Annotated in this window: 23 protein-coding genes; 14 read left to right on the top strand and 9 right to left on the bottom strand. The window is 69.9% G+C overall.

The features are described 5' to 3' along the window. Positions 1-16: 16 nt before the first annotated feature. From AB0G63_RS11640 to AB0G63_RS11650, 3 genes are all read left to right on the top strand, one after another. Positions 17-253, top strand: coding sequence for a hypothetical protein (locus AB0G63_RS11640; RefSeq protein WP_360747972.1), 237 nt, complete (start codon positions 17-19; stop codon positions 251-253). A 201-nt stretch (positions 254-454) separates the two neighbouring features. After that, positions 455-1795 carry a jacalin-like lectin gene (locus AB0G63_RS11645; RefSeq protein WP_360747975.1) on the top strand — a complete coding sequence of 447 codons (1341 nt, stop codon included), beginning with the start codon at positions 455-457 and terminating at the stop codon, positions 1793-1795. A gap of 185 nt (positions 1796-1980) precedes the next feature. Further along, positions 1981-3357 (top strand): glycoside hydrolase family 43 protein, encoded by a 1377-nt coding sequence (locus AB0G63_RS11650; protein WP_360747978.1) that lies wholly within the window; start codon positions 1981-1983, stop codon positions 3355-3357. A 71-nt stretch (positions 3358-3428) separates the two neighbouring features. Here AB0G63_RS11650 and AB0G63_RS11655 read toward each other — a convergent pair whose 3' ends face one another. Then, complete coding sequence (locus AB0G63_RS11655) at positions 3429-6458, bottom strand: glycosyl hydrolase (RefSeq protein WP_360747981.1); 3030 nt, start codon at positions 6456-6458, stop codon at positions 3429-3431. 328 nt (positions 6459-6786) lie between these two features. Here AB0G63_RS11655 and AB0G63_RS11660 point away from each other — a divergent pair, with 328 nt between their 5' ends. From AB0G63_RS11660 to AB0G63_RS11675, 4 genes are all read left to right on the top strand, one after another. Continuing rightward, on the top strand, positions 6787-7398 hold the full coding sequence (locus AB0G63_RS11660) for a nuclear transport factor 2 family protein (RefSeq protein ID WP_360747984.1): 612 nt from the start codon (positions 6787-6789) through the stop codon (positions 7396-7398). A 449-nt stretch (positions 7399-7847) separates the two neighbouring features. Next, the gene (locus AB0G63_RS11665; protein WP_360747987.1) at positions 7848-8018 is read left to right on the top strand and encodes a hypothetical protein; all 171 of its coding nucleotides are present in this window, start codon (positions 7848-7850) and stop codon (positions 8016-8018) included. A gap of 149 nt (positions 8019-8167) precedes the next feature. After that, positions 8168-9205, top strand: a complete 1038-nt coding sequence (locus AB0G63_RS11670) for an LLM class flavin-dependent oxidoreductase (RefSeq protein ID WP_360747990.1) — start codon at positions 8168-8170, stop codon at positions 9203-9205. Between the two features lie 371 nt (positions 9206-9576). Beyond that, complete coding sequence (locus tag AB0G63_RS11675) at positions 9577-10317, top strand: GntR family transcriptional regulator (RefSeq protein ID WP_360747993.1); 741 nt, start codon at positions 9577-9579, stop codon at positions 10315-10317. Positions 10318-10858: 541 nt separating this feature from the next. Here AB0G63_RS11675 and AB0G63_RS11680 read toward each other — a convergent pair. From AB0G63_RS11680 to AB0G63_RS11695, 4 genes are read right to left on the bottom strand one after another with little or no spacing between them, the layout of a single operon-like run. After that, positions 10859-11788: a fumarylacetoacetate hydrolase family protein gene (locus AB0G63_RS11680; RefSeq protein ID WP_360747996.1), complete on the bottom strand. Its 930-nt coding sequence runs from the start codon at positions 11786-11788 to the stop codon at positions 10859-10861. 10 nt (positions 11789-11798) lie between these two features. Then, a complete protein-coding gene (locus AB0G63_RS11685; protein ID WP_360747999.1) occupies positions 11799-12830 on the bottom strand; it encodes an amidohydrolase family protein in 1032 nt (343 codons plus the stop codon). Then, the gene (locus AB0G63_RS11690) at positions 12827-13840 is read right to left on the bottom strand and encodes a fumarylacetoacetate hydrolase family protein (protein ID WP_360748002.1); all 1014 of its coding nucleotides are present in this window, start codon (positions 13838-13840) and stop codon (positions 12827-12829) included. The genes AB0G63_RS11685 and AB0G63_RS11690 overlap by 4 nt, the downstream gene beginning before the upstream one ends. Continuing rightward, positions 13837-14337, bottom strand: a complete 501-nt coding sequence (locus tag AB0G63_RS11695; protein ID WP_360748005.1) for a MarR family transcriptional regulator — start codon at positions 14335-14337, stop codon at positions 13837-13839. The genes AB0G63_RS11690 and AB0G63_RS11695 overlap by 4 nt, the downstream gene beginning before the upstream one ends. 276 nt (positions 14338-14613) lie before the next feature. On the opposite strand from AB0G63_RS11695, the gene AB0G63_RS11700 reads away from it, so the two are divergent. The 3 genes from AB0G63_RS11700 to AB0G63_RS11710 are packed head-to-tail and all read left to right on the top strand — an operon-like array spanning position 14614 to position 17628. After that, the gene (locus tag AB0G63_RS11700; RefSeq protein WP_360748251.1) at positions 14614-15522 is read left to right on the top strand and encodes a VOC family protein; all 909 of its coding nucleotides are present in this window, start codon (positions 14614-14616) and stop codon (positions 15520-15522) included. 46 nt (positions 15523-15568) lie between these two features. Continuing rightward, positions 15569-16495 carry an MBL fold metallo-hydrolase gene (locus AB0G63_RS11705; protein WP_360748008.1) on the top strand — a complete coding sequence of 309 codons (927 nt, stop codon included), beginning with the start codon at positions 15569-15571 and terminating at the stop codon, positions 16493-16495. Then, positions 16483-17628: an FAD-dependent monooxygenase gene (locus AB0G63_RS11710; RefSeq protein ID WP_360748011.1), complete on the top strand. Its 1146-nt coding sequence runs from the start codon at positions 16483-16485 to the stop codon at positions 17626-17628. The genes AB0G63_RS11705 and AB0G63_RS11710 overlap by 13 nt, the downstream gene beginning before the upstream one ends. A 602-nt stretch (positions 17629-18230) precedes the next feature. Here the strand turns inward: AB0G63_RS11710 and AB0G63_RS11715 are convergent. The 3 genes from AB0G63_RS11715 to AB0G63_RS11725 form a co-directional block, all read right to left on the bottom strand. Next, positions 18231-18860 (bottom strand): CoA transferase subunit B, encoded by a 630-nt coding sequence (locus AB0G63_RS11715; protein ID WP_360748254.1) that lies wholly within the window; start codon positions 18858-18860, stop codon positions 18231-18233. A gap of 8 nt (positions 18861-18868) precedes the next feature. Then, entirely contained in the window at positions 18869-19624 is a 756-nt protein-coding gene (locus AB0G63_RS11720) for a CoA transferase subunit A (protein WP_360748014.1), read from the bottom strand. A 399-nt stretch (positions 19625-20023) separates the two neighbouring features. Then, positions 20024-21388 (bottom strand): hypothetical protein, encoded by a 1365-nt coding sequence (locus AB0G63_RS11725; protein ID WP_360748017.1) that lies wholly within the window; start codon positions 21386-21388, stop codon positions 20024-20026. Positions 21389-21611: 223 nt separating this feature from the next. Between AB0G63_RS11725 and AB0G63_RS11730 the strand changes: the two genes are divergently transcribed. Next, on the top strand, positions 21612-22439 hold the full coding sequence (locus AB0G63_RS11730) for an SDR family NAD(P)-dependent oxidoreductase (protein WP_360748020.1): 828 nt from the start codon (positions 21612-21614) through the stop codon (positions 22437-22439). After that, entirely contained in the window at positions 22432-23358 is a 927-nt protein-coding gene (locus AB0G63_RS11735; protein WP_360748023.1) for an amidohydrolase family protein, read from the top strand. Before AB0G63_RS11730 ends, AB0G63_RS11735 begins: the two co-directional genes overlap by 8 nt. 386 nt (positions 23359-23744) lie before the next feature. On the opposite strand, the gene AB0G63_RS11740 is transcribed toward AB0G63_RS11735, so the two are convergent. After that, positions 23745-24068, bottom strand: coding sequence for a hypothetical protein (locus AB0G63_RS11740; RefSeq protein ID WP_360748026.1), 324 nt, complete (start codon positions 24066-24068; stop codon positions 23745-23747). A gap of 65 nt (positions 24069-24133) precedes the next feature. Here AB0G63_RS11740 and AB0G63_RS11745 point away from each other — a divergent pair, with 65 nt between their 5' ends. After that, positions 24134-25141, top strand: a complete 1008-nt coding sequence (locus tag AB0G63_RS11745; RefSeq protein WP_360748030.1) for an ABC transporter substrate-binding protein — start codon at positions 24134-24136, stop codon at positions 25139-25141. 16 nt (positions 25142-25157) lie between these two features. After that, entirely contained in the window at positions 25158-26027 is an 870-nt protein-coding gene (locus AB0G63_RS11750; protein ID WP_360748033.1) for an ABC transporter permease, read from the top strand. Positions 26028-26042 lie beyond the last annotated feature (15 nt).

The following is a 26042-nucleotide window of genomic DNA, read 5'->3' on the forward strand; positions in this document are numbered from 1 at the left end:
CAGGCCGCGGTGCGCCGTGCGCCATGCCCTGGCCGCCGTGCGCCGGCCGCGGTGCGCCGTGCGCCGGCCGCCGTCCGACATGGTCACCACGCCGTCCGGCACGCGCACCCGCGCGCCGGACGGCGGCGCGCTGTGCGTCGGCGGCACGCTGTGCGTGGGCGACACGCTCTGCGCCGCCGGCGCCATCCAAGCTGCGGCCGGCGGCTGGCGGGCGGCGGGCGACCGGCGACCAGCGCTGACGGCCCGCCACTGAGGCGCAGAACGCGCCCGAACGCGCCCAACTCACCCGAAGGGGACGGCGGGTGACGGCAAGTGGGCGGTGGGAGGCGGCGGGACACCCGGCAGCCCTTCACAGGTAACCCGAACATCCCCCGGACAAGGGGTAACCGGCGGTAAGTTCTGCCCTGCGCAGTTCTGTCATGTCCCCAACTATCACCGCTCCAGGAGACTCCCCATGCGCAGACTCCTCGCCTGCCTGGCGACGGCAGCCGCCGTCCTCAGCGGGTTCACCGCGGCCGCCCCCTCCGCGGCGGCCGCCGACGGGGGCGCCTTCAGCGTCCTCAGCTACAACGTGGCCGGCCTGCCCGAGAGCCTGTCCAGCGCGCCGACTCCCCGCGAGCCGAGCACCACCGAGATCGGCAAGCGCATCGCGCCGTACGACATCGTCCACGTGCAGGAGGACTTCAACTACCACGCCGCCCTCTACGCCGGCGACACCTCGCACGCCTACCGCACCCCCACCAGCGGCGGCGCGGGCATCGGCAGCGGACTCAACACCCTCTCCAAGATCCCCTACGACGTCGACGACTTCGAGCGGGTGCGCTGGAACTCCTGCCAGTACGACTCCGGCGACTGCCTCACCCCCAAGGGCTTCACGTTCATGCGCGTGCGCCTCGCCGAGGGCGTCTACGTGGACTTCTACAACATCCACACCAACGCCGGCACCAACGACGGCGACCTCGCCTCCCGCGCCGACAACCTCAACCAGCTCAGCGGCTTCATCGCGACCCACTCCGCCGGCAACGCGGTCGTGGTGATGGGCGACACCAACACCCGTTACACGCGCACCGGCGACACGATCGCCGAGTTCGCCGCCGCCAACGGCCTCACCGACGCCTGGGTCCAGCTGGTCCGCGGCGGCACCCCACCCGCCAAGGGCAGCGACGCCCTGGTGTGCGACCAGTCCCAGCCGACGGTGCCCGACACCTGCGAGGTCGTGGACAAGGTCCTCTACCGCGGCAGCAGGCTCGTCTCGCTGAACGCCACCTCCTACGGCAACAAGCACGCCGGTTTCCTCACCGACGACGGGCTCATGCTCTCCGACCACGACCCGATCGCGGTGGGCTTCTCCTGGGCGCGCAACTCCGCCTACCAGCTGAGCGACCAGTTCGGCGGCCCGCACGGCGACTACTTCACCGACATCGACAAGGTTCCGGCGGGCGCCCGCGCCACCGCCGTCGGCCTGCGCGCCGGCTCCCGCGTCGACCAGCTGAACGTCACCCTGAGCGGCGGCACCACACTCGCCCACGGCGGCACCGGCGGCACCGCGTCCTCCCTCACACTGGGCAGCGGCGAATACGTGACCACCGCCTACCTGTGCCAGGGCGTGAAGGACGGCCACACCAGGATCTTCTACGCCAAGTTCACCACCAACCTCGGCCGCACCCTGGCCGGCGGATCGACCACCTCCGACTGCGTCACCCGCACCGCCCCCTCCGGCTGGCAGATCGCCGGGTTCCACGGCCGGACCGGCGACGAGGTCGACAAGATCGGCTTCATCTACACACAGCGGTAGGGGAGTTGACGGGCGTGGCCAGTGAGCGCGGAAATCACCTGAGACGGCTCAAGTGATTGACGCGCACATGGCCACGCCCTACCTTCTGACCGATCACCCGAACTCCGTTCGGTATATCGATCACAGCTAGCTGTCCAGCTGTCCTGCAGTCCTCAAGGGCCCCCCGCACACCCCCAGGAGCACGCATGGCAACGTCCCGCCGCCACTTCCTCGGCCTGGCGGCCACCACTCCCGTGGCCGTGTCCGGCGCGCTGAGCCTCGGCGCCGGTACCGCGCACGCCGCCGGCTCGGCGTACGTGATGTCCTACTTCACCGAGTCGACCAGCCTCGGCGACGGCACCGACTACGGTCTCCACCTGGCCGTCAGCACCGACGCGCTGAACTGGACGCCGCTGAACCAGAACAACCCGGTCGTCACGCCCACCGAGGGCGCGCTCGGGCTGCGCGACCCCTTCGTCCTGCGCAAGCAGGACGGCACCTTCGTCGTCCTGGCCACGGACCTCAAGGGCACCGACTGGAGCTACGTCAGCCAGTACGTCCACGTCTGGAACTCCACCGACCTGCGCACCTTCACCGGCTACCACCGGCTGAAACTGCACGACATGAACACGCACTGCTGGGCGCCCGAGGCGTTCTGGGACGCGGGCCGGGGCCAGTACGCCCTCATCTACTCCGCGGTGAACTCCAGCGGCCACAACGTGATCATGGTCAACCACACCACCGACTTCGTCACCGCCTCGGCGCCCCAGGTCTTCTTCGACCCCGGCTACGACGTCATCGACGGCGACATGGCCGTCGGCGTGAACGGGGTCAACTACCTCTACTTCAAGAAGAACCAGACCCTGGTGGGCGCGCGGTCCACCTCCCTGGACCCCGGGAGCTTCACGGAGTTCAGCACCCCGGCCGCCCACGGCGGCACCGAGGCCCCGACCCTCGTCAAGTCCCTCACGTCGAACACCTGGTACCTCTGGGGCGACACCTACACACCGAACGGCGTCTTCTACGCCTGGCAGTCCACCGACCTCGCGTCGGGCACCTGGACCGCGCTCGACCAGCGGACCTACACCCAGCCGGTCAACTCCAAGCACTGCGGCATCACGGCCATCAGCACGGCCGAGTACGACAACCTGGTCGCCGCGTGGGGCACGCCTGCCTGGAACCGCCTCAAGTCCTACAACTACCCGGCGCGTTACGTCCGCCACTCCAACTGGGTGGGCCGGATCGACGAGTACCCGATCGACCCGTACAAGGACACCCTGTGGAAGCTCGTCCCGGGCCTCGCGGACGCCTCCGGGGTCTCCTTCCAGTCGGTCAACTACCCGACCCGGTACCTGCGTCACTACGACTACCAGCTCCGGCTGGACGTCAACGACGGCACGTCGACGTTCGCCGCGGACGCCACCTTCCACCGCACGGCGGGCCTCGCGGACGCGGCCTGGACGTCGTTCCGCTCGCACAACTACCCCACCCGCTACATCCGGCACTCCGACTACGTCCTGCGCATCGACCCCGTCTCCACGGCCGCCGAGTCGCAGGACGCCACCTTCCGCGTCGGGTACTGACGCCCGCGGCCCCCGGGACGCGATGGCGTCCCGGGGGCCGGCGCACCCGAGGATGCGGCACGCGGAACGGATCAGGCGTACGGGAGGTGCAGCACGGAGCGGCTGCCCGTGCCCAGGGTGCTGGACTTGACGCCGATGGCGCTCCAGACCTTGGCCTGGACCGTGCCGCCGCGCAGGTCGCAGGCGGTGCCGGTGGCGGAGGCGAGCCCCGTGCTCTCGGTGTAGTGCTCCCAGCCGGGAATCGGGTCGGTGGCGAAGTAGCGGTAGGTCTCGGTGCGGTCCCAGGTGCCGTCGCCGGTGCAGTCGTAGGAGAGCTGCAACTGGACGGCGTTGCCCACCACGTTGTCGGCGTCGACCGCCAGGTCGAACGAGGTGTTGCCCGCGCCGCGCGTCAGGTCCAGTCCGGTGGCGGTGAAGGTGACCGGCTTGTACGGGGTGCCGTCGTGGTTGCTGCCGTCCGCTGAGGGCACCGTGACGCTGCCGGAGTCGCCCTGGGCCGCGGTCAGTTCACCGCCGGCCTGGAGGTACAGGGTCGGTGAGGATCCGCCGCCGGGGGGCGTGCTGGAGCCGGTGGGCGACGGCGAGTCGGTGGGCGTGGCCGAGCCGGTGGGGGACGGGGAGCCGGTGGGGGACGGGGAGCCGGTGGGGGAAGGCGAGTCGGTCGGGGAGGGGCTGCCGCCGCCCGTGGCGTTTCCTCCGCTCCATTTCTGGGCCCCGGTGGCGACGGTCCGGCCGGCGGGCACCTGGACCGCGGTGCCGTCGGAGAAGTGCACGGTCGCGTCCTGGCTCGTGACGTTGGCGGCGACGTAGGTGCGCTTGCCGTCCTTCACGAAGGCGGCCGCCAGCGGGCTGTCGGCCGTGACCGAGGTGTCGACGGTCCCCAGGGCGGCGAGGTTGCGGACCCAGTGGAAGGTGTGCGCCTTGCTCTCGCCCTCCTCGGAGGTGAAGGAGTTGTCGGCGCGGAAGGCGGAGAGTGCGGCGTCGCCGTCGCCGAGGGCCAGGTACTCGTACCAGATGTCGGTCCAGATGGTGGGCCGTGTCTTGCCGCTCTGGTCCAGCATCTCCTGGTAGTTGGCCTTGACGTAGTCCGGGTCGGCGCCGAGGTAGAGATGGCCGCCGGTCACCGGCAGCAGGTTGATGCCCTGGATCTGCTCGGGCGCGCTGGAGAACCAGGTGGAGTAGGCGCCGCCGTTGCCCCAGACCATGCCGACTTCCTTGTGCTTGAAGTCGGCGGGGTAGACGTCGTTCTTCGTGTCGAACCAGTAGTCCTGAATCGCGGCGGCCTGCGTGGTGTACATGTAGATGCCGGCGTCGCGGACGGTCTTGTTCCCGGTGGCGATGCCCCACTGGATCAGCGCGTTGTCGAAGTTCATGCCCTCCGACGACGACTCCTGGTTGTTGCCCGCGGCGAACGAGCCGTGGCCCGAGGCCCAGTCGTGGCCGCTGTAGATGTCGAAGTCACGCAGGTAGGGGAAGCGCTTGTCGGAGCGGTCGTAGTTGTTCGCGTCGCGGATGAGCAGGTCGACCATGCCGCCGTACTGGGCGGAGGCGGCCCAGGCCGGGTCGAACTTGGCGAGCGTCGCGGCGGCCGCGATGTAGTAGCCGTAGTGGAAGTGGTGGTCGTTGAGTTCCTGGTCGGAGCCGTAGGAGGCCGGGTAGCCGATCAGGGTGCCCCACTTGTCGTCGTAGTAGAACAGGTGCCCCGTCTCGTTCTGCGAGGCGGTGAACCAGTCCGTGAGTTTCGACTTGATGGTGGCCAGGGCCGCGTCGCGGACCTCGGTGTTGCCGGTCTGGTCGGCGATCTCCGCCAGGCGCGCGGCCCGTCCGAGCCCCTTGCCGGTCCAGTAGGTGTCGTCGCTCTGCTGCCGGGCCGGGTCGGCCTTCTCGGCGTTCAGGTAGTTCTGCAGGGTGGTGGCGTCGGCGCCGGAGCTGTCGGCGACCGCCGGGACCTCGGGCAGGACGCCGTGGAAGACCATGGAGGTGGTGAACGACCCGATGCCCGCGAGGATCTTGAGGGGGCCGCGGGAGGAGACGTAACTCTGCGGCAGGGGGCTGCCGGAGGCCAGGTTGCGCCACTGGTGCGGCAGCAGCGCGGCGACCGTGCCGGTCTCCGAGCCTTCCAGCGCGGTCGTGGTGTAGCGGTACTTCGTGGTGACCGTGGCGGTGGCCTCGTCGTAGCTGTAGGAGACGGCGGTGCCGGTCACGTGGTCGTACGCGTACTTCGCGAACTCGGCGGCGAGGGCGGCCCGGTCGGAGTCCGAGGTGGACGACGTGGTCGGCAGCACCGCGACGGAGAAGTAGTCCTTGCCGGCCAGCGAGGAGGTGAGGGTGGAGCCGCTCACGGACCAGGTGCCGCCGGTCGGCGCGAAGGCCGCGTAGTCATGGCCGTTGACCCGGTAGCCGATCATCTCGCCCGAGTGGGACCACACGCTGACGTCCGCCCCGGAGGCGGCCTGGATGCGGGCGTCGCCGCCGGTGGCGCGGAAGTAGGCGAACGGCAGCCCGGACCCGATGGTGGCCCGCAGCGTGTGGGCTCCGTCGGTGAGCAGCGGGCTGACGGTCCAGTCGGTCCAGTCGTCGACCTTCACCTCGGGGGCCGCGAGACCCGCGACGCCGACGGTGAAGTCCTCGGCGTAGTTGTAGTGGTACTCGCCGACGCCCTTGGCGCTGCCGGAGATCGCCGGGGTGGTGCTGTAGGAGACGCCGAGGCCGGCGGACTGGGCCCGGTAGCCGAGGGGCTGGGCGAACAGCGGCTCGCCGTATGCGCAGTTGGTGCGCTTCCACAGGATCGACGACCACCAGTCGTTGGTGGGCACGGCTCCGGAGGGCGCGTTCGAGGTCACCCAGTGGCGGGGGTTGGTCGACAGGTCCGAGCAGCCGGAGGGCAGCGGGCCCGGCGGCTGGGTGGTGTAGCTGCCCTGACCGACCGTGCCGGCGCTGGCGGCGTGCGGGGTGAGCACGGTCAGGACGGCGGCGAGCAGGGCGATCACGACCCCGGTCACCGTGGCGCGCGGATGGCGGAACACCCGCCGGGGACCCGGACTTCCCAGCGTTCTCAGCAGTCTCAGGGTTCTCAGCGGCGGGGCACTGTCTCTCAACATGCGGCATCTCCTGCGGGTGGACCGCCGGCGCGCGCGGCACGCGACGGTGACGGGGAGTCGTGCACGTGCGGGGAACAGCCGAGTGCGGAGGACGGCCGGAAACGGTGGTCGTGAGGCCGGGAGAACGGTCCGCACTCGTTTTTGAGAGCGCTCTCAAGACGGGGAGGCTAGGGACCGCCGCCGTCACGTGTCAACACTCCGCGCATCCCTCGTCCGCCTGGACGTCGGTCGGGCTTGAAGGCTCTCTGCGCAGAGACTCCGTCCACGACGCCCTCGCACCCTGCTCGGGCCAGGCAGCGGCGCCGCGCCTTCCGGAGCACGTCTAGAAGTGTCGACAAAAACGATTGCTGCCGGTGACAATAAATGCAAATCTGGCAGTATTGTCGACACTGACCTTCATGGAGTGCTGATGATGTCACTTCCCCCACAGGCCTGGGCCCATCGCCAGGGCCGGCTCGCGATGCGCGGACTACAGCGGGCCGACTTCGGCCCGGAGGCTCTGGCGGCGCGGGCCGGAATCGCGGACGCGTTCTACCGTTTCGGCATCGCGTACGACGAGGCGCAGATCGATGTGATCGCCGGCTGCTTCACCGAAGATGCGGTCTTCGAGGTGGCCGAGGGGCGGGCCGAGCCGTTCACCCGGTTCGAGGGGCGCGTCGAGATACACGATCGACTGGACCGGATCATCGCCGAGCAGGGCGACCAGCGACGGCATCTGATCAGCAACATCCTCGTCGACGAGCTCGACCTCGCCACGGGGGTCGCCGCGGCCATCGCCTACGGCGTGGTGACCGTGGCCGCCGACGGTCTCCGCCTGGGCGCCAGCGTCGTCTACGACGCCCGGCTGCGGCGCGAACAGGACGGATGCTGGCGCTTCTCGGCATTCTTCATCGGCATGGACGCTTACGAAGGCGTCAAGCCGGCCTCGGCCGCGGAGTGACCCCGTGCCTCCTCACAACCACCCGACCCGCCGGCGCCGCCAGGTCGGCGACGGTGAGCAGGCGACCCTCGCGGGCCGCCATCCGGCGGGCCTGCGGCAGCGCCTCGTCGACTTGAGCGTGCGCGAGGTCGAGACCAAGTGCCGACAGTTTGCCGGTGAGCGTATGTCCGCCGCCGCAGGGGCCGGCTGCTCCTCGACGATCGATGCCTCGATGCTGCCTCCCACATCCACGGTAAGGAAGGGGCATCGTAGGCCCCACTGGCCGATATGGCGGCCCCGACCAACTAGACCACTTGACACCCACAATGTGTCGACACTAGCGTCCATTTTCAGCCGGTGACGGTGCCCCCTGGCGCCCTCGTCCTGACAGCCGAAGGAGCCATCCTCATGACGAACAGCCGGATACTGCGTCGCTGCAAGCCAGTCGCAGCCACCCTGACCTACCGGTGGTGACCAACCTGGTGGCGGCGCCGCTGCCGCACTTCTGGTCCCGAGGCCGGCTGCCGCGCCGTCGTCGGCGCGAGGAAGTACGCCGGCTGATCGAGCAGTACGGGATCAAGACCGCGACGGTCGACCAGCCTCTGTCGTCACTGTCCGGGGCAACCAGCCCAACCGCATGACCATCAGGGACGCGTACGAGGCAGCCGACATGACATCCAGCGGACCTTGCGGGGATCGCCGGCAGTGGCTCGAAGAGCGCTGCGGCGGCTGACCAGGCTCCACAGAAGCAGACGACGCCGGTGGCGTCTTCGCACCCGAGGAAGAACCCATGACAAATGATCACCCGTCGGCCCTCAGGCGCTCCGCCGTGCTGGCGGTCGCCCCGTTCGATGTGCTCACCCGTGTGGCCCAGGACCTGGAGCGGCGCGGCGCCCACCGAATCTGGACCACCGAGCTTCCCGGCCGTGACGCCGTTCTACGGGCCATGCACATCGGCGCCGCGACGAGCACGGTGCACCTCGGCACCGGCATCGCTTACGCACCGACCCGCCACCCGGTGCTCGCTGCATCGTCGGCCCACGAGGCGAACCTGGCGACCGGCGGGCGGTTCACCCTCGGCATCGGCACCGGGGCGACGCCCGTCCGGCAGGCGATCGGGGCTGAGTTCGATCACCCCGGAGTGCGGCTCGCCGAGTACGTAGCGCTGGTCAAGGCCGCGCTGACGGCCCGCGACGGCCTGGAGTTCAAGGGTCGCTTCTACAACGTATCGTTCCCCGAGCTGCGCCTGGGCACGATCGGCGAGCCGCCGAAGGTGATCGCCTCGGGACTCAACCCCGCCGCCCTCAAGGCGGTCGCGCGGACCGCCGACGGCATCGCCCTGCACCCGCTCGCCCTGCTACAGCCCTACCTGGACGACGTGGTGCTGCCCGCCGTGGCCTCCGGACAGGGCGCCAACACCCCGGAACTGCTGGCCTGGTGCGTCACATCGGTCGACCACGACCGCGCCGCCGCCCGGGAGCGCGCCCGGGCCCGACTGGCGTTGTACCTCGCGAACCCGGGTTTCGCCCGACTACTCGTCGGCCACCGCTGGGAATCGGCGGGTGAGCGCATCCGGGCCGCCGCCGCGGCCGGCCACCGTCCGGACTGGAGTGACATATCCGGACTCGTACCGGACGACCTGCTCGACGAGCTGGCGCTCTCGGGCTCGCCCGACGAGGTGCGCGATCAGTTGACCGCCATGGAATCGAGGCTGGCCGGCCGAGGCATCACCGAAATCGCCCTGCAGGTGCCGGGTATGGGCGAGTCTCCCGCCGAACTCGACGATCAGCTGGGCGGGATCGGAGACGTCCTCGCGAGGCCCGCCTAGAGTGCCCCGGTCGAGGAGAAACCCTCAAGAGCCTGACCGGTGTGCCGACGGCGAGGCAGTTCATCACCGCACTGCCGGCAGCTCGGCCTCACCCGTATCCCTGAAAGGGATGCCTCCGGCCAGCGCGAGGATCGTGGTCGGCGTCGCCGGTACGCACTTCGGCATCCGGCATCATGCTTCACGGTGGCGTGACACGGGCACGAACCGGCCCCCAGGTGACCGCGTCCCGGGGACAGATGTCGATTGCCCGCACGTCAGGTGTCGACAGCCGGTTTGCGGACACTGCGGAGAACCGGCCTGCCCTAGGGTAGTGTCGACAGCGTTCGGACAGTTGTGAGACTGAGACGGTACGAAAACAGGGGGCGCGGCGAATGTCGGATCAGGAGACGCACCTGGTGCTGGATCGGCTGCTACGGCTCCGGGACCGCCGGGAGCCGCTGGTCGCACAGATCGCGGAGTGGGTGGGGTCCGGCATCATCGAGGGCCGGCTGGAGCCCGGCCAGGACCTCAACAGCGTCGACCTCTCTCGCAGATTCGACACCAGCCGCACGCCCGTACGCGAGGCCCTGATGCTCCTTGAGCAGGAGGGCCTGGTCGAGATGAAGGCGCGCCGCCGCCCCCGGGTAGCCGCTCCCTCCCTCGCCGACATCAGGGACATCTACCAGGTGCGCAGGCAACTGCTGTCCATGCTCGCGGGGCTTCTGGTCGAACGAGCCACCGAAGACCAGCTCGCCGAGCTGCGCACCCGGGTGGAGGCGATGCGCAAGCTCGCGGACGCCGGGGACGTGGACGCGTATTTCTGGAGCCACGTCCTGCTCCAGGAGCGGATGACCGAGATCGTAGGGAACGCCACCCTGAAGCAGATCCTCGACTCGCTCGCACTGCGCACCCTGATGCTGCGGCACCTGAGCCTGACCCGCCCGGGGCGGCTGGCCTACAGCATCGACGACCAGGAACGGCTGATCCAGGCCTGCGAGGAACGGGACGGTGAGCTCGCGTCCGCCCTGATCGCGGGGGCCACCGTGCGGGCACTGCGGGCGGTGGAGGACCAGATCGAACAGGACACCGCGGACAGCCGCAAGACGGCGCGCAAGCGCCGCTCCACGAGCTGACCCGCACGGGTTCCCGGCCGGCCCATCTACTTGGCGGGCACTCCGCCGTCCACAGGCAGGTTTCCGCCGTCCGCCACCCGCGCCGACTCGTCGGACACCAGGCAGACGGTGCACCGGAACGACGTCCTCCGGGCGGCCCGCCCCGCCCAACGAGGTGCGGCGAGCAGCGCCTGGTGGGCCGCCCGGGTCGGCACACGCCGACTCGGTGGCGGGCGTGCGCACCATGCCCGGCACAATGATGTGGGCGCGGATGCCAGGCGGGCCCCGTCCACGGCGAGCTGACGGGTCATTCCGAGCACGGCGGCCCGGACCGCGCAGAACGCGACGCTGTTCAGCCCGCGGCCGGGCCACGACGTGCGGCCGTGGGCCGGCGGTCCGTACCGCACGCCCCCCGTGTCCGCGAGACCGACATCCTGGCCGTGGCCGCCGTATGGGACTGCGACTTCCAGCGGTACGTGCACGGAACGACGGGCCTGGCCGCCCGACTCACGGACGCAGACGGGCGTGCCCTGCTGCGCCGGACCATGACGGGCGGGCCCGCTCAGCCGAGCGGCACGACCGGGTCCGCGTCGAGCAGCCGGCAGTCGATCGCGCCCAGGGGACCGCCATCCAGCCGGACGCGGTCACCAGGCTTCAGCCACGGGTACTGCTCCTGGCTGAACCGCGCGGACAGGTCCGCGATGCAACCGGTCCCCACCGTGCCGCTGCCGATGATGTCCCCGGGCCGGACCTCCGTACCGCGGGAGGCGTAACTGATCATCTGTCCGAAGGTCCAGTGGATGTCGCGGAGGCGGCCCTCGCTGTAGGGCCGTCCGTTGACGGCTGCGGTCAGCGTAACGTCCGGCGTCCGCGCCCCCGGTGCGACCGGCAGTTCGTCCGCCGTGACGAAGAACGGCCCGAATGAGGTCGCCCAGTCCTTGCCCTTGGCGGGGCCCAACCCGACCGGGCGTTCCTTGCGCTGCAGGTCGCGCGCGCTCCAGTCACACATGAGCAGATAACCGGCGATCGACTCCTGCCCCTGCTCCGGGGTGAGGTTGCGGCCCGGCCGGCCGATCACGGCCGCGAGCTCGAGTTCGTAGTCGAGCTGGGCTGCGCCCGGCGCGGCCCGGACATCGGTGTACGGCCCCATGACCGCGGCTGGATTGGTGAAGTAGAACGCCGGGATCTCGTACCACGCGGGGTCGATGGTCGCACCGCGTGCGGCCAGGATCGGCTTGAGGTGTTCCTCGAACGCCATGAAGTCACGGATGGACGGCGGCACCGGGATGGGAGCCTCGAGCGTCAGGTCTGTCAGCCGCCACCGCCGGCCGACGGACATGGCCTCGTCGGCCGCCGCCACGAGGCGGGAGCCGTCGGCGTCAAGGAGGTCGAGCAGGCGGCGGGCGGACGGGCATTCGGCGATCTGGTCTCCGTCGAGAACGCCGATGCGTGGCGTTGCGTCCATCGGGGACTCGTAAGCGGTCCAGCGCATGTGGACTCCTTCAGTTGTCAGGCGCGGTGGAGGTCAGCAGAGAAGACCGGCTGCCCAGCAGACGCCGCGCATTGTCGGTACGGATGGCTTCGCGGTCGGCGTCGTCGAGTCCCTGGACTTCGGCGAGGAACCTCTCCGGTTCGTCGACCCCCATGTCGAACGGGTAGTCGGTTCCGACGACCAGACGGTCGGCCCCGACGGAGTCGATGAGGGCGCGAGCACCGGCCGGGGAGTGGATCACGGTGTCGAACCACATCCGGCGCAGGTACCAGCTCGGCGGGTGCGCCATCGAGTGGCTGTCCGGCCGCACCCGGTAGGCGTGCTCGCTGCGGCCCGGGCAGGTGGGCAGGTAGCCGCCGCCGTGCGCGGCGCAGATGCGCAGACGCGGATGGCGGTCGAGGACGCCGGTGAAGATCAGGTGCGAGAGGGCGATCGTGGTCTCGACCGGCTGGCCGATGATGTTGTTCAGATAGGAGGGAGCGAGTCGGTCGGTCAGTTCCGGGCAACCCAGCGGGTGCAGGAAGACCACCGCTTCGTGCTGCTCCGCAACCTGCCAGAAGTCGTCGAGGCGACGGTCCGACAGGTCCATCCCAGCCGCATGGGAGGAGATCTGCGTGCCGACGAATCCCGGTCGGCGCATCAGGCCGTCGAGTTGCCCCGCCGCGAGTTCGGGGTGCTGCAGCGACACGTGGCCCAGAGCCGCCAGCCGGTCCGGCCGGCGGGAGATCAGCTGCGCCAGGTCCTCGTTGGTCGCGACGACCAGCGCCTCGGCCTCTACCGGGTCGGCCCAGTGGTGGTACTGGCCCGGGTTGACGGACACCAGCTGCGCGGCCACCCCGGCGCGGTCCATGTCGGCCAGGCGGGTGGGAAGATCACTCAGCCTGTGCGCCCAGACGCGCTCGATCCCGCGCATGTGCGTGGCGGTCCTCGGGTCGCGGTACCGGCGGGCGAGACCGGCCAGGTGCGCCTGGTATCCCGGCATGTCCTGCGCCAGCCGCTCGGCGGTCGGCGCGTGCGCGTGCGCGTGGACGTCGATGCTCACGGGCGGACCGGGTTCTCTTCGGTCACCGGTGTCTCCTGCACGCCCAGGCCGGTGATCGCTCCGGTCATCACGTCGCCGTCACGGAGGAACCGCCCGTGGTGCACGCCGTTGCCCGCCGGTGATCCGGTCAGCAGCACGTCACCCGCCCGCAGTTCGGCAAACCGCGACGTGTGTTCGATGAGCCGCGGGATGCCGAAGATCATGTCCGCGGCGCTCTCGTGCTGCATGGTCGTGCCGTTGAGTGTCAGCGTGATCATCAGCTCGGTGGGATCCGGAACGAACCGGGCCGGCACGACGAGCGGACCCAACGGGAGGAACGTCGGTGCGCCCTTGCAGGCCAGCCAGTCGGCACCGCGACTGCTGTCCCCGGTCGGGTAGAGCCAATCCCGCATCGTCACGTCGTTGACGATCGTGTAGCCGGCCACGTAGGACATCGCGTCGGTGGCCGATACGTAGCGCGCCCGTTGCCCCATGACGACGGCCAGCTCGAGTTCCCAGTCGCATTGGGCGGTGATCCGCGGGATCACGACGTCGGAGTACGGTCCTGTCACGCTCGTGGGCATGCCGGCGAACACGGTGGGAGTGCCGGAAGCCGCGCGCTGATCCATCAGAGCCGTCGCGATCTCGCGGCGTCGTGCTTCGTCCTCGTGCACGTGCTCCGGCCGCGGCGAGGCGACCATCAAGTCGATCACGTGCTTGCGGTAGTTCGCGGCCGCCTGGAAGATCTGCAGCGGCTCGACCGGCGGCAGCACGTCGGGGCGACGCAGGTCGAGCGGCGTGACCCCGGTCCGCCGTCCGGCCCCGACCCACTTCTGCAAGGCGTCGAGAACGTCGTCCCATCCGCCGAGCAGAGCCTGTAGCGCCGCCACCGGGCCATCGACGATCCCTGTGGCGGACAGGGGATAGGCGTCACCGTCGACCACCAGGGCGATGTCGGGTCCCTGCGCACCGAGGTAGCGGGCGAAGCCGAACCCGCCCGCTGGGAGGTTGTGCCAGATCTGCTCGCTCACTTCAGGTCCTTTCCGGCCGTTTCCGCCTCGGCGGACGCGGGTCGGGATCCGGCCTGACCGGTCCAGAAGTCGGCGTAGCGCCGGAGCAACTCCTCAAGGGCGGCGCGTTCCTCCGCGGTGAACGACTGCACTGACCCACGCTCGAGCCGAAGCACGCGCTCCCGAACCGATACGGCGGTCTCCCGGCCGCTGTCCGTGAGGCTGCTGGGGCGCTGCCGCGCCGAGACGTCGGACCGGGGGCGGCTCACCAGCCCGCGCCGTTCGAGGGCGTTGAGCGGCGCGCTCAGCGCCTGGCGGGTGATGAGGCAGCGACGCCCCAGCTCCGCAGCGCTCGTGGGCCCCCTCTCCAACAGCGTCTCGAGGATCAACGCCTGCGTTCCCGTCAGCTCCAGGTCGGACAGGGCGGACGCGACGACGTCGGCGGTGTGTACACGGATCCGGTTGAGCAGGTACATGATCCGCTCGGTCGTCTCGATCTGCTGGTCCTCGTGGGGCATGGCACCACTCCCTTCGGTTGGAACGCAGTGTTCCGCGTCAACTGCTTGACGTCAACCAATTGACATCACTGGATCGCTCGGAGACAGTCGTCACTCAGTCGTCACTCACCTTCAGCCGTTCAGGAGAGACATATGGTCCAGACCGAGCCGCACAGCGGCGGTGGCGGTGGCGGAGCCATCGTCGACGTCGAGCCACCCGTGTTCGTCCGGCGGGAGCTTCCGCCGTCGGCACCCCAAGGAGCAGAACCGGCCTCAGTGACCGCGGCGCGGTCGGCCTTGGCGGGCCTGCGTCATGTCGGGCTCGGCGTGCCAGACCTGGCGAGGGCAACCGCCTTCTACGAAGGCATCTGGGGGCTCTACAGGGTGGCTGAGGACACCGGAGTCGTGTTCCTGGGCTCCGTCGGCTCCGCCGAGCCTTACGTCATCCGGCTTCGCCAGGCTGCGTCGCAGCGCGTGGACGTCATCTCGTTCGCCGCGAAGAGCGCCACCGCCGTCGACGCGCTGTGCGAGAGCCTCGGCCGGGCTGGAGTGCCCATCGTCCGCGAGCCGGGAGTCCAGGACAGTCCCGGTGGCGGCTATGGCATGCGCTTCTTCGACTTGGACGGCCGGCTCGTCGAAGTCTCCTCCGACGTGCGCCCGAAGCCGTTCCGGGCCCTGGAACCGGGCGAGTCGGTGCCGCGGAAGCTGAGCCACGTCGTCCTCAACAGCACCGATGTACACGCCACTGTCGAGTGGTACCGCACCCACCTCGCCTTTCGCCTCTCGGACTGGCTCTCGGACCGGATGGCATTCCTCCGCTGTTCGGAGGAACACCACTGCCTGGCCATCGCCCAGCGGACCAAGGTCTCGTTGAACCACGTCTCCTTCGAGATGCGCGGGCTCGACGAGTACCTCCGCGGCACCGGTCGGCTCGTCCGGCACGGCCACAAGCCGCTGTGGGGCCCCGGGCGGCACAGCGCCGGTGACAACACCTTCTCCTATTTCGCCGACCCGCACGGCAACGTCGTGGAGTACACGACCGAACTCGAACGCATCGTCGACGAGGACGCCTGGCAACCGCGGATCTGGCCCGCGACGCCCGACTGGTACGACCAGTGGGGCACCGCAGGAGGTCTCGAGGACCTGTTCGCGCTCGACTCCGTGACCCAGCAGGACAGCGGGCTCTGGGTCCCCGCCCCGATCTGATGCCGATGCCATGCCGATGCCGATGCCGATGCGTGAAGAGACCACAATGACCACCAGGATCGAAGACGCCACCCTCCACGAAGTCGCGCCCGCGGTCTTCGCGTACGTCCAGCCCGACGGCGGCTGGTTCATCAACAACACCGGATTCGTCGTCGGTGACGAACATGTGCTCGTGGTCGACACGACAGCGACCGAGGCGCGCACGCTCGCCTTTCGCGACACGATCACCGCCACGTCGGGGCTGCCCGTCAGGGGGCTGGTCAACACCCACTGGCACACGGACCACACCAACGGCAACTACTTGTTCCCGGACGCGGCGGTCATCACGCACTCCCGGGCAAGACAGCCCATGCTCGAGCACGTGCCGACCGTGCCCGACCCCACCGGCCCCTTTCCCGACGTCGTCTGGGGTGACCTGCGGCCGACCCGCCCGGCCATCACCGTCGACGGACACGTGACCTGGTGGGCGAACAGTCTCGGCGTCGAGATCCGTGCGATGCCCACTCCTGCGCACACCACCGGTGACCTCGTGGTGTGGATCGAACAGCACGGTGTGCTGTTCGCCGGCGACCTGGCCTTCAACGGCAGCACCCCGCTCGTCTCGGCGGGCTCGATCAGCGGCTCCCTCGATGTGCTGAGCACCCTCATCGGCTGGCAGCCGGAGGTCGTCGTGCCGGGCCACGGTGAGCTCTGCGGTCCCGAGGTCTTCGAGGTGGGGATCGCCTACCTCGAGTTCGTCCTGGAGCTTGCCCGGGCCGGCCGCAAGCGCGGTCTGACGCCCCTGGACATCGCGCGCGCGAACCCCGGACATCCCTTCGCGCACCTCACCGACGGCGAGCGGCTCGTCGCCAATCTGCACCGCGCCTTCGCCGAACTGGACGGCGCCGCACCAGGACAGGAAATCGACCTGATCGCGACCCGTCGCGACATGATGGTCCTCAACGGCGGGAGGCCGCTGACATGTCACGCGTAGGAACACCCCCGCGCCGGGCGTTGATCGTCGGTGCCGGCATCGGCGGTCTGGCCGCCGGTGTCACGCTCGCGTCCACCGGCTGGACGGTCGAAGTCGTCGAGATCAAGGCGGTGAACGCCACCGTCGGTGTCGGGCTGAACCACCCGGCGAACGCGCTGCGGGCCCTGCGCGCCCTCGGCGTCTACGACGAGGTGCTGGCGCACGGCTACCAGTACCGCGGAATCCGCCGGTACGACTCCGAGGGGCGGCTGACCGCCGAGTTCACGCCGGTCGATCCGCCGGACGTACCGTTCCAGGTCTCCATGACGCGGGCCGACCTGCACCGGATCCTCACCGAAGCCGCCGAAAGGGCCGGGGCCACCGTGCGGCTCGGCACGACCTGGGAGAGCATCGAGGACGACGGCGTCGGCGTGGACGTCACCTTCACGGACGGATCGACGGCCCGTTATGACCTCGTCGTCGGTGCCGACGGCATCCGTTCCCCGCTGCGGAACCTGATGTTCGGCAACGACCACGACCCAGTGCCCACGGGATACGCGTGCTGGCGGGTGGCGGTCGACCGGTGCCCGGACATGGTGTTGAGCGAGTACTGGAACGGAAGCCTCGTCAAGGCGTCGGTGCTGCACCTCAACGAGAAGACCATGTACCTGCTGGTCGTCGAGGAAGGCGACTGGGATGCCGTTCCCGACCCGGCCACCATGATCCTCACGCTCAAGGACAAGCTCGTCGGCTTCGGCGGACTCGTCGGCCGTGCACGCGACGCGATCACCGCTGACAGCGAGATCCACTGGGCGCCACTGCAGGAGGTGTTCCTGCCGGCGCCGTGGCACAAGGGCAACATCGTCCTCATCGGCGACGCGGCCCACGCCGTCGCTCCGCACCTGGCACAGGGCGCCGCCATGGCCATGGAGGACGCCATCGTCCTGGCTGACGAACTCCTCGGCCAGGGCGTCCAGGACGCGCTCGCTTCGTTCATGCAGCGTCGCTACCGGCGAGTGAAGTACGTCCAGGACCAGGCACACGCGATCCTGCAGAACGAGATGGAGAGCGACATCGCACGCAAGGCGGCGTTCGCGGCCGGCCTGGGCGACCGCCAGACGGAGATCACTCGCTTGCTGGCGGACGCCCCGTGAAGGCATCGATCGTTCTCTCCACGTAGCCGTTCACGGCATGGACCGGTGGACCGACTCGTCCGAAGCACCGGCCCGTACCGGGTACGAGCGACCGGTACCCCGGCCGCGACGTCCCGGTGCGGGCGGTCCACGTCGCGGCGCGGCGTCGGTCCGTCCGGGTCGAGGACGGCATCGCGCGGCGACAGGCCATCCGGGCGGGCGTGCCTCAGGGCATCCTCCGGGCGGGCTGTCGGTCGCCTCCGCGGCAGGCGCCCCCAGGGCATCCGCCACGGCCGAAGCCCCTCTCGTCCGCTTCGGCGCCCCGGCGGCACGCAGTCTTCACCGCCGGAGACCGGGACAGGACGGACGCCGTGTTCCTGAGGCGCTCGTGCACCTGGTCAACCGTCGCAGGCTCACCGGACCGGCCGGCTGATCGCGGACAGGACCGACGCGCCCGGCTCCGCGCGAGCGGCATGGTCGAGGTCGCGCGGCAGAGCGCACGCGCGAGCGGCCCGGACGAAGAACTCCTCGGTCGAGGGGGGAATTCCCGAAGACACGGCGGGCCGCCCGCAACCTGATCCGTGCGGCAGCTGTGCGCCGGTCGAAGCACTCGACACTGCCTCTCAGAAGCGCAGCGGCGGGCCGGTACGTGCGGTGATGTCCTCGATGGTCACGCCGGGGGCGGTTTCGACGAGGACGACGCCGTCCGGGGTGATGTCGAGGACACCGAGGTCGGTGATGACGCGGTGGACACACTGCTCACCCGTGAGCGGCAGCGTGCACTTCTTGACGATCTTGGGGGATCCGTCCTTGGCGGTGTGCTCCATCAGGACGATGACGCGGCGGGCGCCGTGGACCAGATCCATCGCGCCGCCCATGCCCTTGACCATCTTCCCGGGAATCATCCAGTTGGCGAGGTCCCCCTTCTCCGACACCTGCATCGCTCCCAGGACCGCCGTGTCGATGTGCCCACCGCGGATCATTCCGAAGGAGAGCGCGGAGTCGAAGAAGGATGCGCCCGGCAGCACCGTGACGGTCTCCTTGCCCGCGTTGATCAGATCCGGGTCGACCTCGTCCTCGGTCGGATACGGGCCGGTGCCCAGGATGCCGTTCTCGGAGTGCAGCACGACGTGCACGTCCGGGGAGAGATGGCCGGGGATCAGGGTGGGCAGGCCGATGCCGAGGTTGACGTAGGAGCCGTCGGTGAGTTCGGCGGCGGCGCGGGCGGCCATCTGGTCGCGGGTCCAGCCCATGGGCGTGTTCATGTGCGTACGGTCCTCTTCTCTATCTGCTTGTCGGCGGCCTGAACCGGCGTCAGGGCGACGATCCTCTGGACGAAGACGCCCGGCAGGTGGACCTCCTCCGGCGCGATTTCGCCCGGTTCCACGAGCTCCTCGACCTCGGTGATCGCGATGCGTCCCGCCATCGCGGCCAATGGATTGAAGTTGGCGGCGGCCTTGTGGAAGACGAGGTTGCCGTGCCGGTCGGCCTTCGCCGCCCGGATCAGCGCGAAGTCGGTGGTGATGCCGTGCTCCAGCACGTAGGTGCGTCCGTTGAAGCGGCGGCTTTCCTTGTGCGGGGAAGCGATGTCCACCTCGCCGTCGCGCGTGTAACGCCAGGGCAGACCGCCCTCAGCGACCTGGGTGCCGACGCCGGCCGGGGTGTAGAAGGCGGGGATGCCCGCGCCGCCCGCCCGCAGTCGCTCGGCGAGCGTGCCCTGCGGGGTGAGTTCGACCTCCAGTTCGCCGGACAGGTACTGGCGGGCGAACTCCTGGTTCTCGCCGACGTACGAGCCGGTCACGCGGGCGATGCGCCCGGCGGCCAGCAGCACGCCCAGGCCACGACCGTCGACACCGCAGTTGTTCGACACGACCTGAAGCCCGGTGGCGCCCTGCTCGTACAGGGCCCGGATGAGGACGTCGGGAACGCCGCTGAGGCCGAAGCCGCCGACGGCCAGCGACGATCCATCGGCGATGTCGAGGACCGCCTCTGCGGCGGTCGCGCAAACCTTGTTCACGGTGCGGGCTCCTTGGCTCGCGGGGTTCGGTGCCCCGGTGGTCGCAGATGATCTGGGCCTCGTTCGGCCCGTGGTCGCGGGCTGCCCTCGCGCCCTGGGCGCGTTCGGCGTGGAGACGGCGAACAGGGGCGGTCGCAGGGCGGGGACGCAGGCGTCGACGAGTCCCGCGGCTCTCCCGGACGGGTTGGCGGGCGCAGCGCTCGAACCCGCCGTCCCAGACGGAGGTGAGCACGAGGACGGCTGCCTCCCGGACATGCGGCGACGGTTCGGTGCGGTAGAGGATCGCCGGGCCCAGGGCTCGCAGGACACCGGACGGGGCCGGGTGAGGGCGTAGCGCCGAAGCGCGCTGACGTGGGCCGCCGCCGGCGACGACGGCCTCGGCCTCTGCGGAGGCGCGGTCTACGACTCCCGGCCGCGGCGTGAGGAGGAAGAGGTGACTTGTTCCGCGAGCGCCGCCAGGCTCGCGTCGGTGAGCAGACGGCCTTCGCGGGCCATGATCTCGCGGGCCTGTCGCAGTACCTCGTCGATCTGGGCGTGCGTGAGGTCGGCACCGAGCGCCGCCAGTTTGTCGGTGAGCGTGTAGGGGCCGCTGTCGGGAGTGAACGGGACCTTGCGCTCGTTGCCCACGAACCCGGGTTCCAGGCAGTTGTGCAGCAGCGGGTCGACAGCGGTCTCCTGAGTGATGAAGTCCATACCGCCCCAGGAGAAGGCGTGCGTGCCGGTCACCGGGTGGTTCCAGGCGAGCTGGTAGCCGGTGAGCTCTTCCCCGGCGCGGGCCAGGGCGGTCAACTCCCGCGTGCGAATACCCGTACGGACCCCGTACAGCGCCTCGAAGGCCAGCGCGGTGGCGGCCAGGTCGGCGTTGCCCGGACCGCCGCAGTAGCCGTTGACGGACAGTTCGACGACGGCGGCACCGGCCCGGGCAGCACCGATCGCACACCCGACCGCCAGGCCGAAGGTGTTGTGCGGGTGCACTCCGACCTCGACCTCGGGCGCCAGTTCCTTCGTGCGGCGGACGACGTACGCGTACGCCTCCGGGCTCATCGCGCCCGGCCCGTCGAAGAGGGTGATCTCGGTGGCGCCGGCCCCGGTGAGCGCGGTGACGGACTCCTCCAGAACCTCTTCCGTGACGTAGGAGACCATCAGTATCGGCACGATGACGTCGAGGCCGAGGGAACGGGCGTGCCCGATGAGCGGGATCGCCCCGGCGAGCACGTCGGCGTGGCTGCGCGGGGTGTCGGGGGTACGCCAGTCCTCGCCCTTCCACGACCGCTGATAGACGGCCGGCTGGTAGATCAGCGCCGCCTCTCCCAGGAGGTCCACCCAGATCTGTACGCCGTCGTAACCGGCGTCGGCGGCACGGTCGATGTCCTGGATCGTCCGCATCAGGGGGCACACCGCCCGGCAGGCGGTGTCCCCGGTGACTCCGTTCTTGATGATGCCGACCTCTGCGCGCAGCGCCTCGTCGTCCCGCCCGGTGACCCCCGCGGTGACGATCTCGCCGACACCCGCGTCGACGAGCCGGCGCAGGTACGCCTCCTTGGCCTGGACGGAGGCGACGACGCCGGGCAGGGTCTCGACCGACCGGAGCGTGGCATCGCGCAGACGGACGGACCGCGGCAGAGGGCCGGTCACGTCCGGCCGCCGGTCGAGTGGGCTGACCGACCAGCGACCGGGCTCGTAGGCGCCCGGGGCGCGCTTCGCGGCCAGTTCGGCCCGGAAGCGGGCGATCTCCTCGGCGGTGAACACTGCCGGCTTGTCCATGAACCCTCCCGGGCGTCCGTTGTCCGTCGTCTGTCTTCCCTGGTGCGCCGCCGGACATCCGCGGTGCCCTGCTCGCCAAGGATGACTCATCCAAACATTCTGTCGACACTCATTGCAATACTCCGGGACGGTGTGGCTAATCTGTGGCTATAAATCCATCCGCTGTCGACACTAAGTGGATGTTGTCGGCAGTTGAACTCAGTTCCGACCGAGGAGAACCATCGTGAGCCAAGACGTCAGCGGAGTCCCCCGGCGCGGTCGGCTGGCGGGCCGGATCGCCGTCATCAGCGGTGCCGGCAGTGTCGGACCGGGCTGGGGCAACGGCCGCGCGACCGCCGTGGTCTTCGCCCGGGAGGGCGCCACCGTCTTCCTGACCGACCGGGACAAGGACTCCCTGGAGGTCACCGCCCAGCAGATCCGCGAGGAGGGTGGCACCGTCCACACGTCCGTGCTGGACGTCACCGAACCCACAGACGTCCAGGCCTACTTCGAGGAGACCGAGCGAAAGGCGGGCCGGATCGACATCCTCGTCAACAACGTCGGCGGCTCGCGCGCCGGCGGGGCCGTCCAGCTCAGCCTGGAGGACTGGGACAGCCAGCTGCGGACCAATCTCACCAGCGCCTTCCTGGCCTGCAAGCACGTCATCCCGGTGATGCGGCGCGGCGGAGGAGGGTCGATCGTGAACACCGCGTCGGCCTCGGGGCTGCGCTGGACGGGCGCCGCGCAGGTGGGCTACGCGGCCGCCAAGGCCGCGGTCATCCAGCTCTCCCGGGTGACGGCCGTCGAGTACGCCTCCGACGGTATCCGCGTGAACACGGTAGTCCCCGGACAACTGCACACCCCCATGGTCGAGGCACGCCTCGCCGGACAGCGCGCGGGCGGCGACGTGGAGAAGCTGCTGGCGCAGCGGCAGGCCCGGATCCCGCTCGGCTTCATGGGTGACGGCCGCGACACCGCGTACGCCGCGCTGTTCCTCGCCTCCGACGAGGCCCGCTTCGTCACCGGCACGGAGATCGTCGTCGACGGTGGAATGACGGCCCGCTGTGACTGAGTCCACCGTCACCGGGGCCGGGGTGGTCGCCCCGGCAGTGCCGTCGCCCGGCTGCCCGCCCCCGCACCCGGCGCCCCGCAAACCCGCCCTCGTGCTGCCGCCCGGCAGCTGCGACGCCCACTGCCATGTCTTCGGTCCGGCCGAGGTCTTCCCGTACGCCACCGACCGCACGTTCACTCCGGTCGATGCCCCCAAGGAGCAGCTCGGCGCCCTCCACAACCATCTCGGCCTGTCCCGTGCCGTGATCGTGCAGTCTTCGTGCAACGGCTCCGACCACCGGGTGCTGCTGGATGCCCTCGCGTCCGGCGGCGGGCGGCTGCGCGGGGTCGCGCTGATCGGCGAGCGGACCACCCGGGGGGAGATCGAGGAACTGCACCGCGCCGGAGTGCGCGCTTTCCGTCTCAACTTCCTTCCGCATCTGCGGACCGCACCGACCCGCGAGGAGATCGATTCCGTACTGGAGCGCGTGGACGGCCTCGACTGGGCCGCAGAAATCCATGTCAGCGGCCGGGGGGTGGCCGACCATGAGCACCTCATCCGGTCGGTCCCGGGCCGGGTGGTCATCGACCACCTCGCCCGCGTGGACATCACCGAAGGGCCCGGCGGCACCTCTCTGCGCAGCCTGCGCGCTCTGGTCGACACGGGCGACGTCTGGCTCAAGGTCAGCGGCGTGGACCGGATCTCCCGGCAGGGGCCGCCCTACGCCGACGCGGTGGCACTTGCCGCGTCCCTCGTGGCCTACGCGCCGGAGCGCGTGCTGTGGGGTACCGACTATCCCCACGTCAACATCGAGGGGGCCGCCCCCGACGACGGGTTGCTGGTCGACCTGCTGGCCGACATCGCCCCCGAACCCGAGCTGCTGCGCCGGCTGATGGTCGACAACCCGGCGGACCTCTTCGGCTTCCCGCCCGTCCCGTAGGCCGTCACGCACGACCCGCAGGCCTGCCCGTTCACCCCGCGCTGCCGTCCGACACGTCCTGATCGCCGAGGGCGACCGCGGCGTTCAAGAGCAGGCGGATGCAGCGGCGTGCGCCACGGCGGCCTGCTCGACGGCGCCAACCGCCGACCCGGCGTGCGCGCCGCCGTCGTGCAGACCGACGCAGCGGCGGCTGTGCTTCGCGAGCCTCTTTAGCAGCTGTGGGGCGCGAGAGCGCAGCACCGCGCCGGCGTTGCTCGGCAGACGCAGCGTTACCAAATAGTGTCGACAGATAAGTCAAAATGCATGCGATGCCCCTCTTGACCCCGAATTAGTGTCGACAGTAACGTCGCCGTATTGCACCGCCCGAGGAGACGAAGTTGTCCAGGTCAGCCGATTCGAAGCCTGCTCAGGCACTTGGTGGAGCCATCATCCGCCGTGGTGGGACCGATACGGAACACCCGTCCCGAAGCCGTGTGCAACGAGCCGAGCCCGATCGCCAGCCCGACGTCATCGCCAAGGCCGAGCGGGACGTGATCGGCGCCGTACGAATCGCCCCTGTCGAAGGGCTCCCGGTCTCCATCCGCTCGGGCGGCCGGAGCCGGGTGGGAAACCGCGCCCACGACCGCTGACTCGACAGCGATCCCGCCGATCGCTTCCCTCTCGGCCCCAGCCCCGGGCAGGCCGAAGTCCACCACCTGTGCCGCTTCCATCCGCGCACAGGCCGCACCCGCACACACCTGCCGAGAGTCGTACCCGTACAAAGGAGCACACCCTCATGACGAAGCGTTCGAGAACCCCGTGGGGCCGACTCCCCGCCGCTGTCGTGACGCTCGCCGTCGCCGCTCCGCTCGCCGCCTGCGGCTCGCAGGCGTCCACCTCCACGAGCAGTGGCGGCGGGGCCAGGATCACCGTCCTGCGCTCCACCGGCGCGATCTTCGAGCCACTCTACATCGCCCAGCAGCAGGGCTACTTCAAGGACGCCGGCCTGGACGTCTCCGTCAAGGCCGGCGCTCCGGACACCTCGCAGAACGCCCCCTCGGTCCTCAACGGCGAGGCGCAGTTCGCCATGACCGACGGCTCCGGCTTCCTCAAGGGCGCCGCCAAGAAGCTGCCCATCCGCATGGTGAGCGGACTGGTCTCGTCCACGGCGAAGGGCGCCCGCACCGAAGGACTGCTGGTGAAGAAGGGCAGCCCCATCAAGCGCTTCGCCGACCTGGAGGGCAAGACGGTCGGCCTGCCGGCCCTGGGCGGCAACGTCCACTTCGTCGCCGAGTACCTGGTCGAGAAGGACGGCGGTGACCCCAGCAAGGTGAAGTTCGTGGCACTGCCCGTCACCTCCCTCAACGACGCCGTCAGCACCGGCAAGATCGACGCCGCCTACACCTTCGGCGCCTTCTACGCGGCCGGCCAGGCGACGGGCCTGCGTTCCATGGGCAATGGCATGAACGAGTTGCCCGGCATCCCTCAGGGGGTGCTCTTCTCCAGCCAGAAGTACCTGTCGGCCAACGCCGCCACGGCCAAGAAGTTCATCGACGCCATCGCCAAGGCCCTGACGTACGCCAACGAACACCCCGACGCGGTCAAGACGATCGACAAGAAGTACACCCAGCTGCCCGCCGACTACATCGACAAGTCGTCGATCGCGCACTATGACAAGAACATCAACACCACACTCGTGCGGACCATGATCACCAAGATGAACGAGTACGGCCTGCTCACGAGCGCTCCCAAGGACGACGCTCTGTACTGGAACCAGGCGCCGACCGTCACATCCAGCAGCTGAGGCGGCGAAGGAAACGATGGCCACATCCACCGGCCGGGACGTCGCCCCGGCCACATCCACCGGCCGGGACCCCGCTGCGGCCCTCGCATCGCTCACCGGGCGCATGAGGGCCGGCGGCCGGGAGCGCGGCAAGATCATCCTGCTTCAGATGTCCGCCGTACTGGTCGTTCTCGCCCTGTGGGCGCTGATCGCCGCGGCCGGCCTGGTGAGTTCCACGGCGCTGCCCAGCCCTGGTGCGGTGTTCGCCGAGTTCCCCGGGCTCGTCTCCAGCGGCGCGTACTGGCAGGCGGTCGCCGACACCCTGCGCGGCGCGGTCACCGGCTTCGCCGCGGCCGTCGTGATCGGCGTCCCGCTGGGCCTGGCCACGGGGACGTACGCGGCTGCCGAGCAGTCCTCCCGGCTGCTGGTGGACATCCTGCGGTCGTTCCCGGTCATCGCGCTGCTGCCGGTGTTCCTGCTGGTCATGGGCTCGACGCCGTCGATGAAGGCCACGGTGGTCTTCATCGCCTGTGTCTTCCCCGTCTTCCTGCAGGCCCAGTACGGAGCCCGCGCGGTGACGCCGATGATCGCGGAGACCGTCCACAGCTACCGCATCCCCCGGCTGCTGAGCTTCCGCAAGGTGGTCCTGCCGAGCGCCACCCCGTCGATCATGACCGGGCTGCGGCTGGCCGCGACGACCTCCGTGCTGGTCGCCATCGGGGTCGAGGTGCTCACCACGCTGCCCGGCATCGGCCACCAGGTCGTCCAGGACCAGCAGGGCGGCGCGTCGGCGGAGGCGTACGCCTACATCCTCACCGCAGGGCTGATCGGCTACTCGATCAACCAGCTGTCCCAGCTCTTCGAATCCCGGCTGCTGCGCTGGCGTCCGCCGGCGCACACCGACTGAGGCGGGGAGAAGACC

Origin of the sequence: Streptomyces sp. NPDC020996, from assembly GCF_040641355.1 — a bacterium.
Classification (GTDB): domain Bacteria; phylum Actinomycetota; class Actinomycetes; order Streptomycetales; family Streptomycetaceae; genus Streptomyces.

Bases quoted from the DNA above. Each gene is read 5' to 3' on its own strand.
- AB0G63_RS11645 (WP_360747975.1), top strand. From the start codon at position 455: ATGCGCAGACTCCTCGCCTGCCTGGCGACGGCAGCCGCCGTCCTCAGC.
- AB0G63_RS11650 (WP_360747978.1), top strand. From the start codon at position 1,981: ATGGCAACGTCCCGCCGCCACTTCCTCGGCCTGGCGGCCACCACTCCC.
- AB0G63_RS11655 (WP_360747981.1), bottom strand. From the start codon at position 6,458: ATGTTGAGAGACAGTGCCCCGCCGCTGAGAACCCTGAGACTGCTGAGA.
- AB0G63_RS11670 (WP_360747990.1), top strand. From the start codon at position 8,168: ATGACAAATGATCACCCGTCGGCCCTCAGGCGCTCCGCCGTGCTGGCG.
- AB0G63_RS11675 (WP_360747993.1), top strand. From the start codon at position 9,577: ATGTCGGATCAGGAGACGCACCTGGTGCTGGATCGGCTGCTACGGCTC.
- AB0G63_RS11680 (WP_360747996.1), bottom strand. From the start codon at position 11,788: ATGCGCTGGACCGCTTACGAGTCCCCGATGGACGCAACGCCACGCATC.
- AB0G63_RS11695 (WP_360748005.1), bottom strand. From the start codon at position 14,337: ATGCCCCACGAGGACCAGCAGATCGAGACGACCGAGCGGATCATGTAC.
- AB0G63_RS11705 (WP_360748008.1), top strand. From the start codon at position 15,569: ATGACCACCAGGATCGAAGACGCCACCCTCCACGAAGTCGCGCCCGCG.
- AB0G63_RS11710 (WP_360748011.1), top strand. From the start codon at position 16,483: ATGTCACGCGTAGGAACACCCCCGCGCCGGGCGTTGATCGTCGGTGCC.
- AB0G63_RS11715 (WP_360748254.1), bottom strand. From the start codon at position 18,860: ATGGGCTGGACCCGCGACCAGATGGCCGCCCGCGCCGCCGCCGAACTC.
- AB0G63_RS11725 (WP_360748017.1), bottom strand. From the start codon at position 21,388: ATGGACAAGCCGGCAGTGTTCACCGCCGAGGAGATCGCCCGCTTCCGG.
- AB0G63_RS11740 (WP_360748026.1), bottom strand. From the start codon at position 24,068: ATGGAAGCGGCACAGGTGGTGGACTTCGGCCTGCCCGGGGCTGGGGCC.
- AB0G63_RS11745 (WP_360748030.1), top strand. From the start codon at position 24,134: ATGACGAAGCGTTCGAGAACCCCGTGGGGCCGACTCCCCGCCGCTGTC.
- AB0G63_RS11750 (WP_360748033.1), top strand. From the start codon at position 25,158: ATGGCCACATCCACCGGCCGGGACGTCGCCCCGGCCACATCCACCGGC.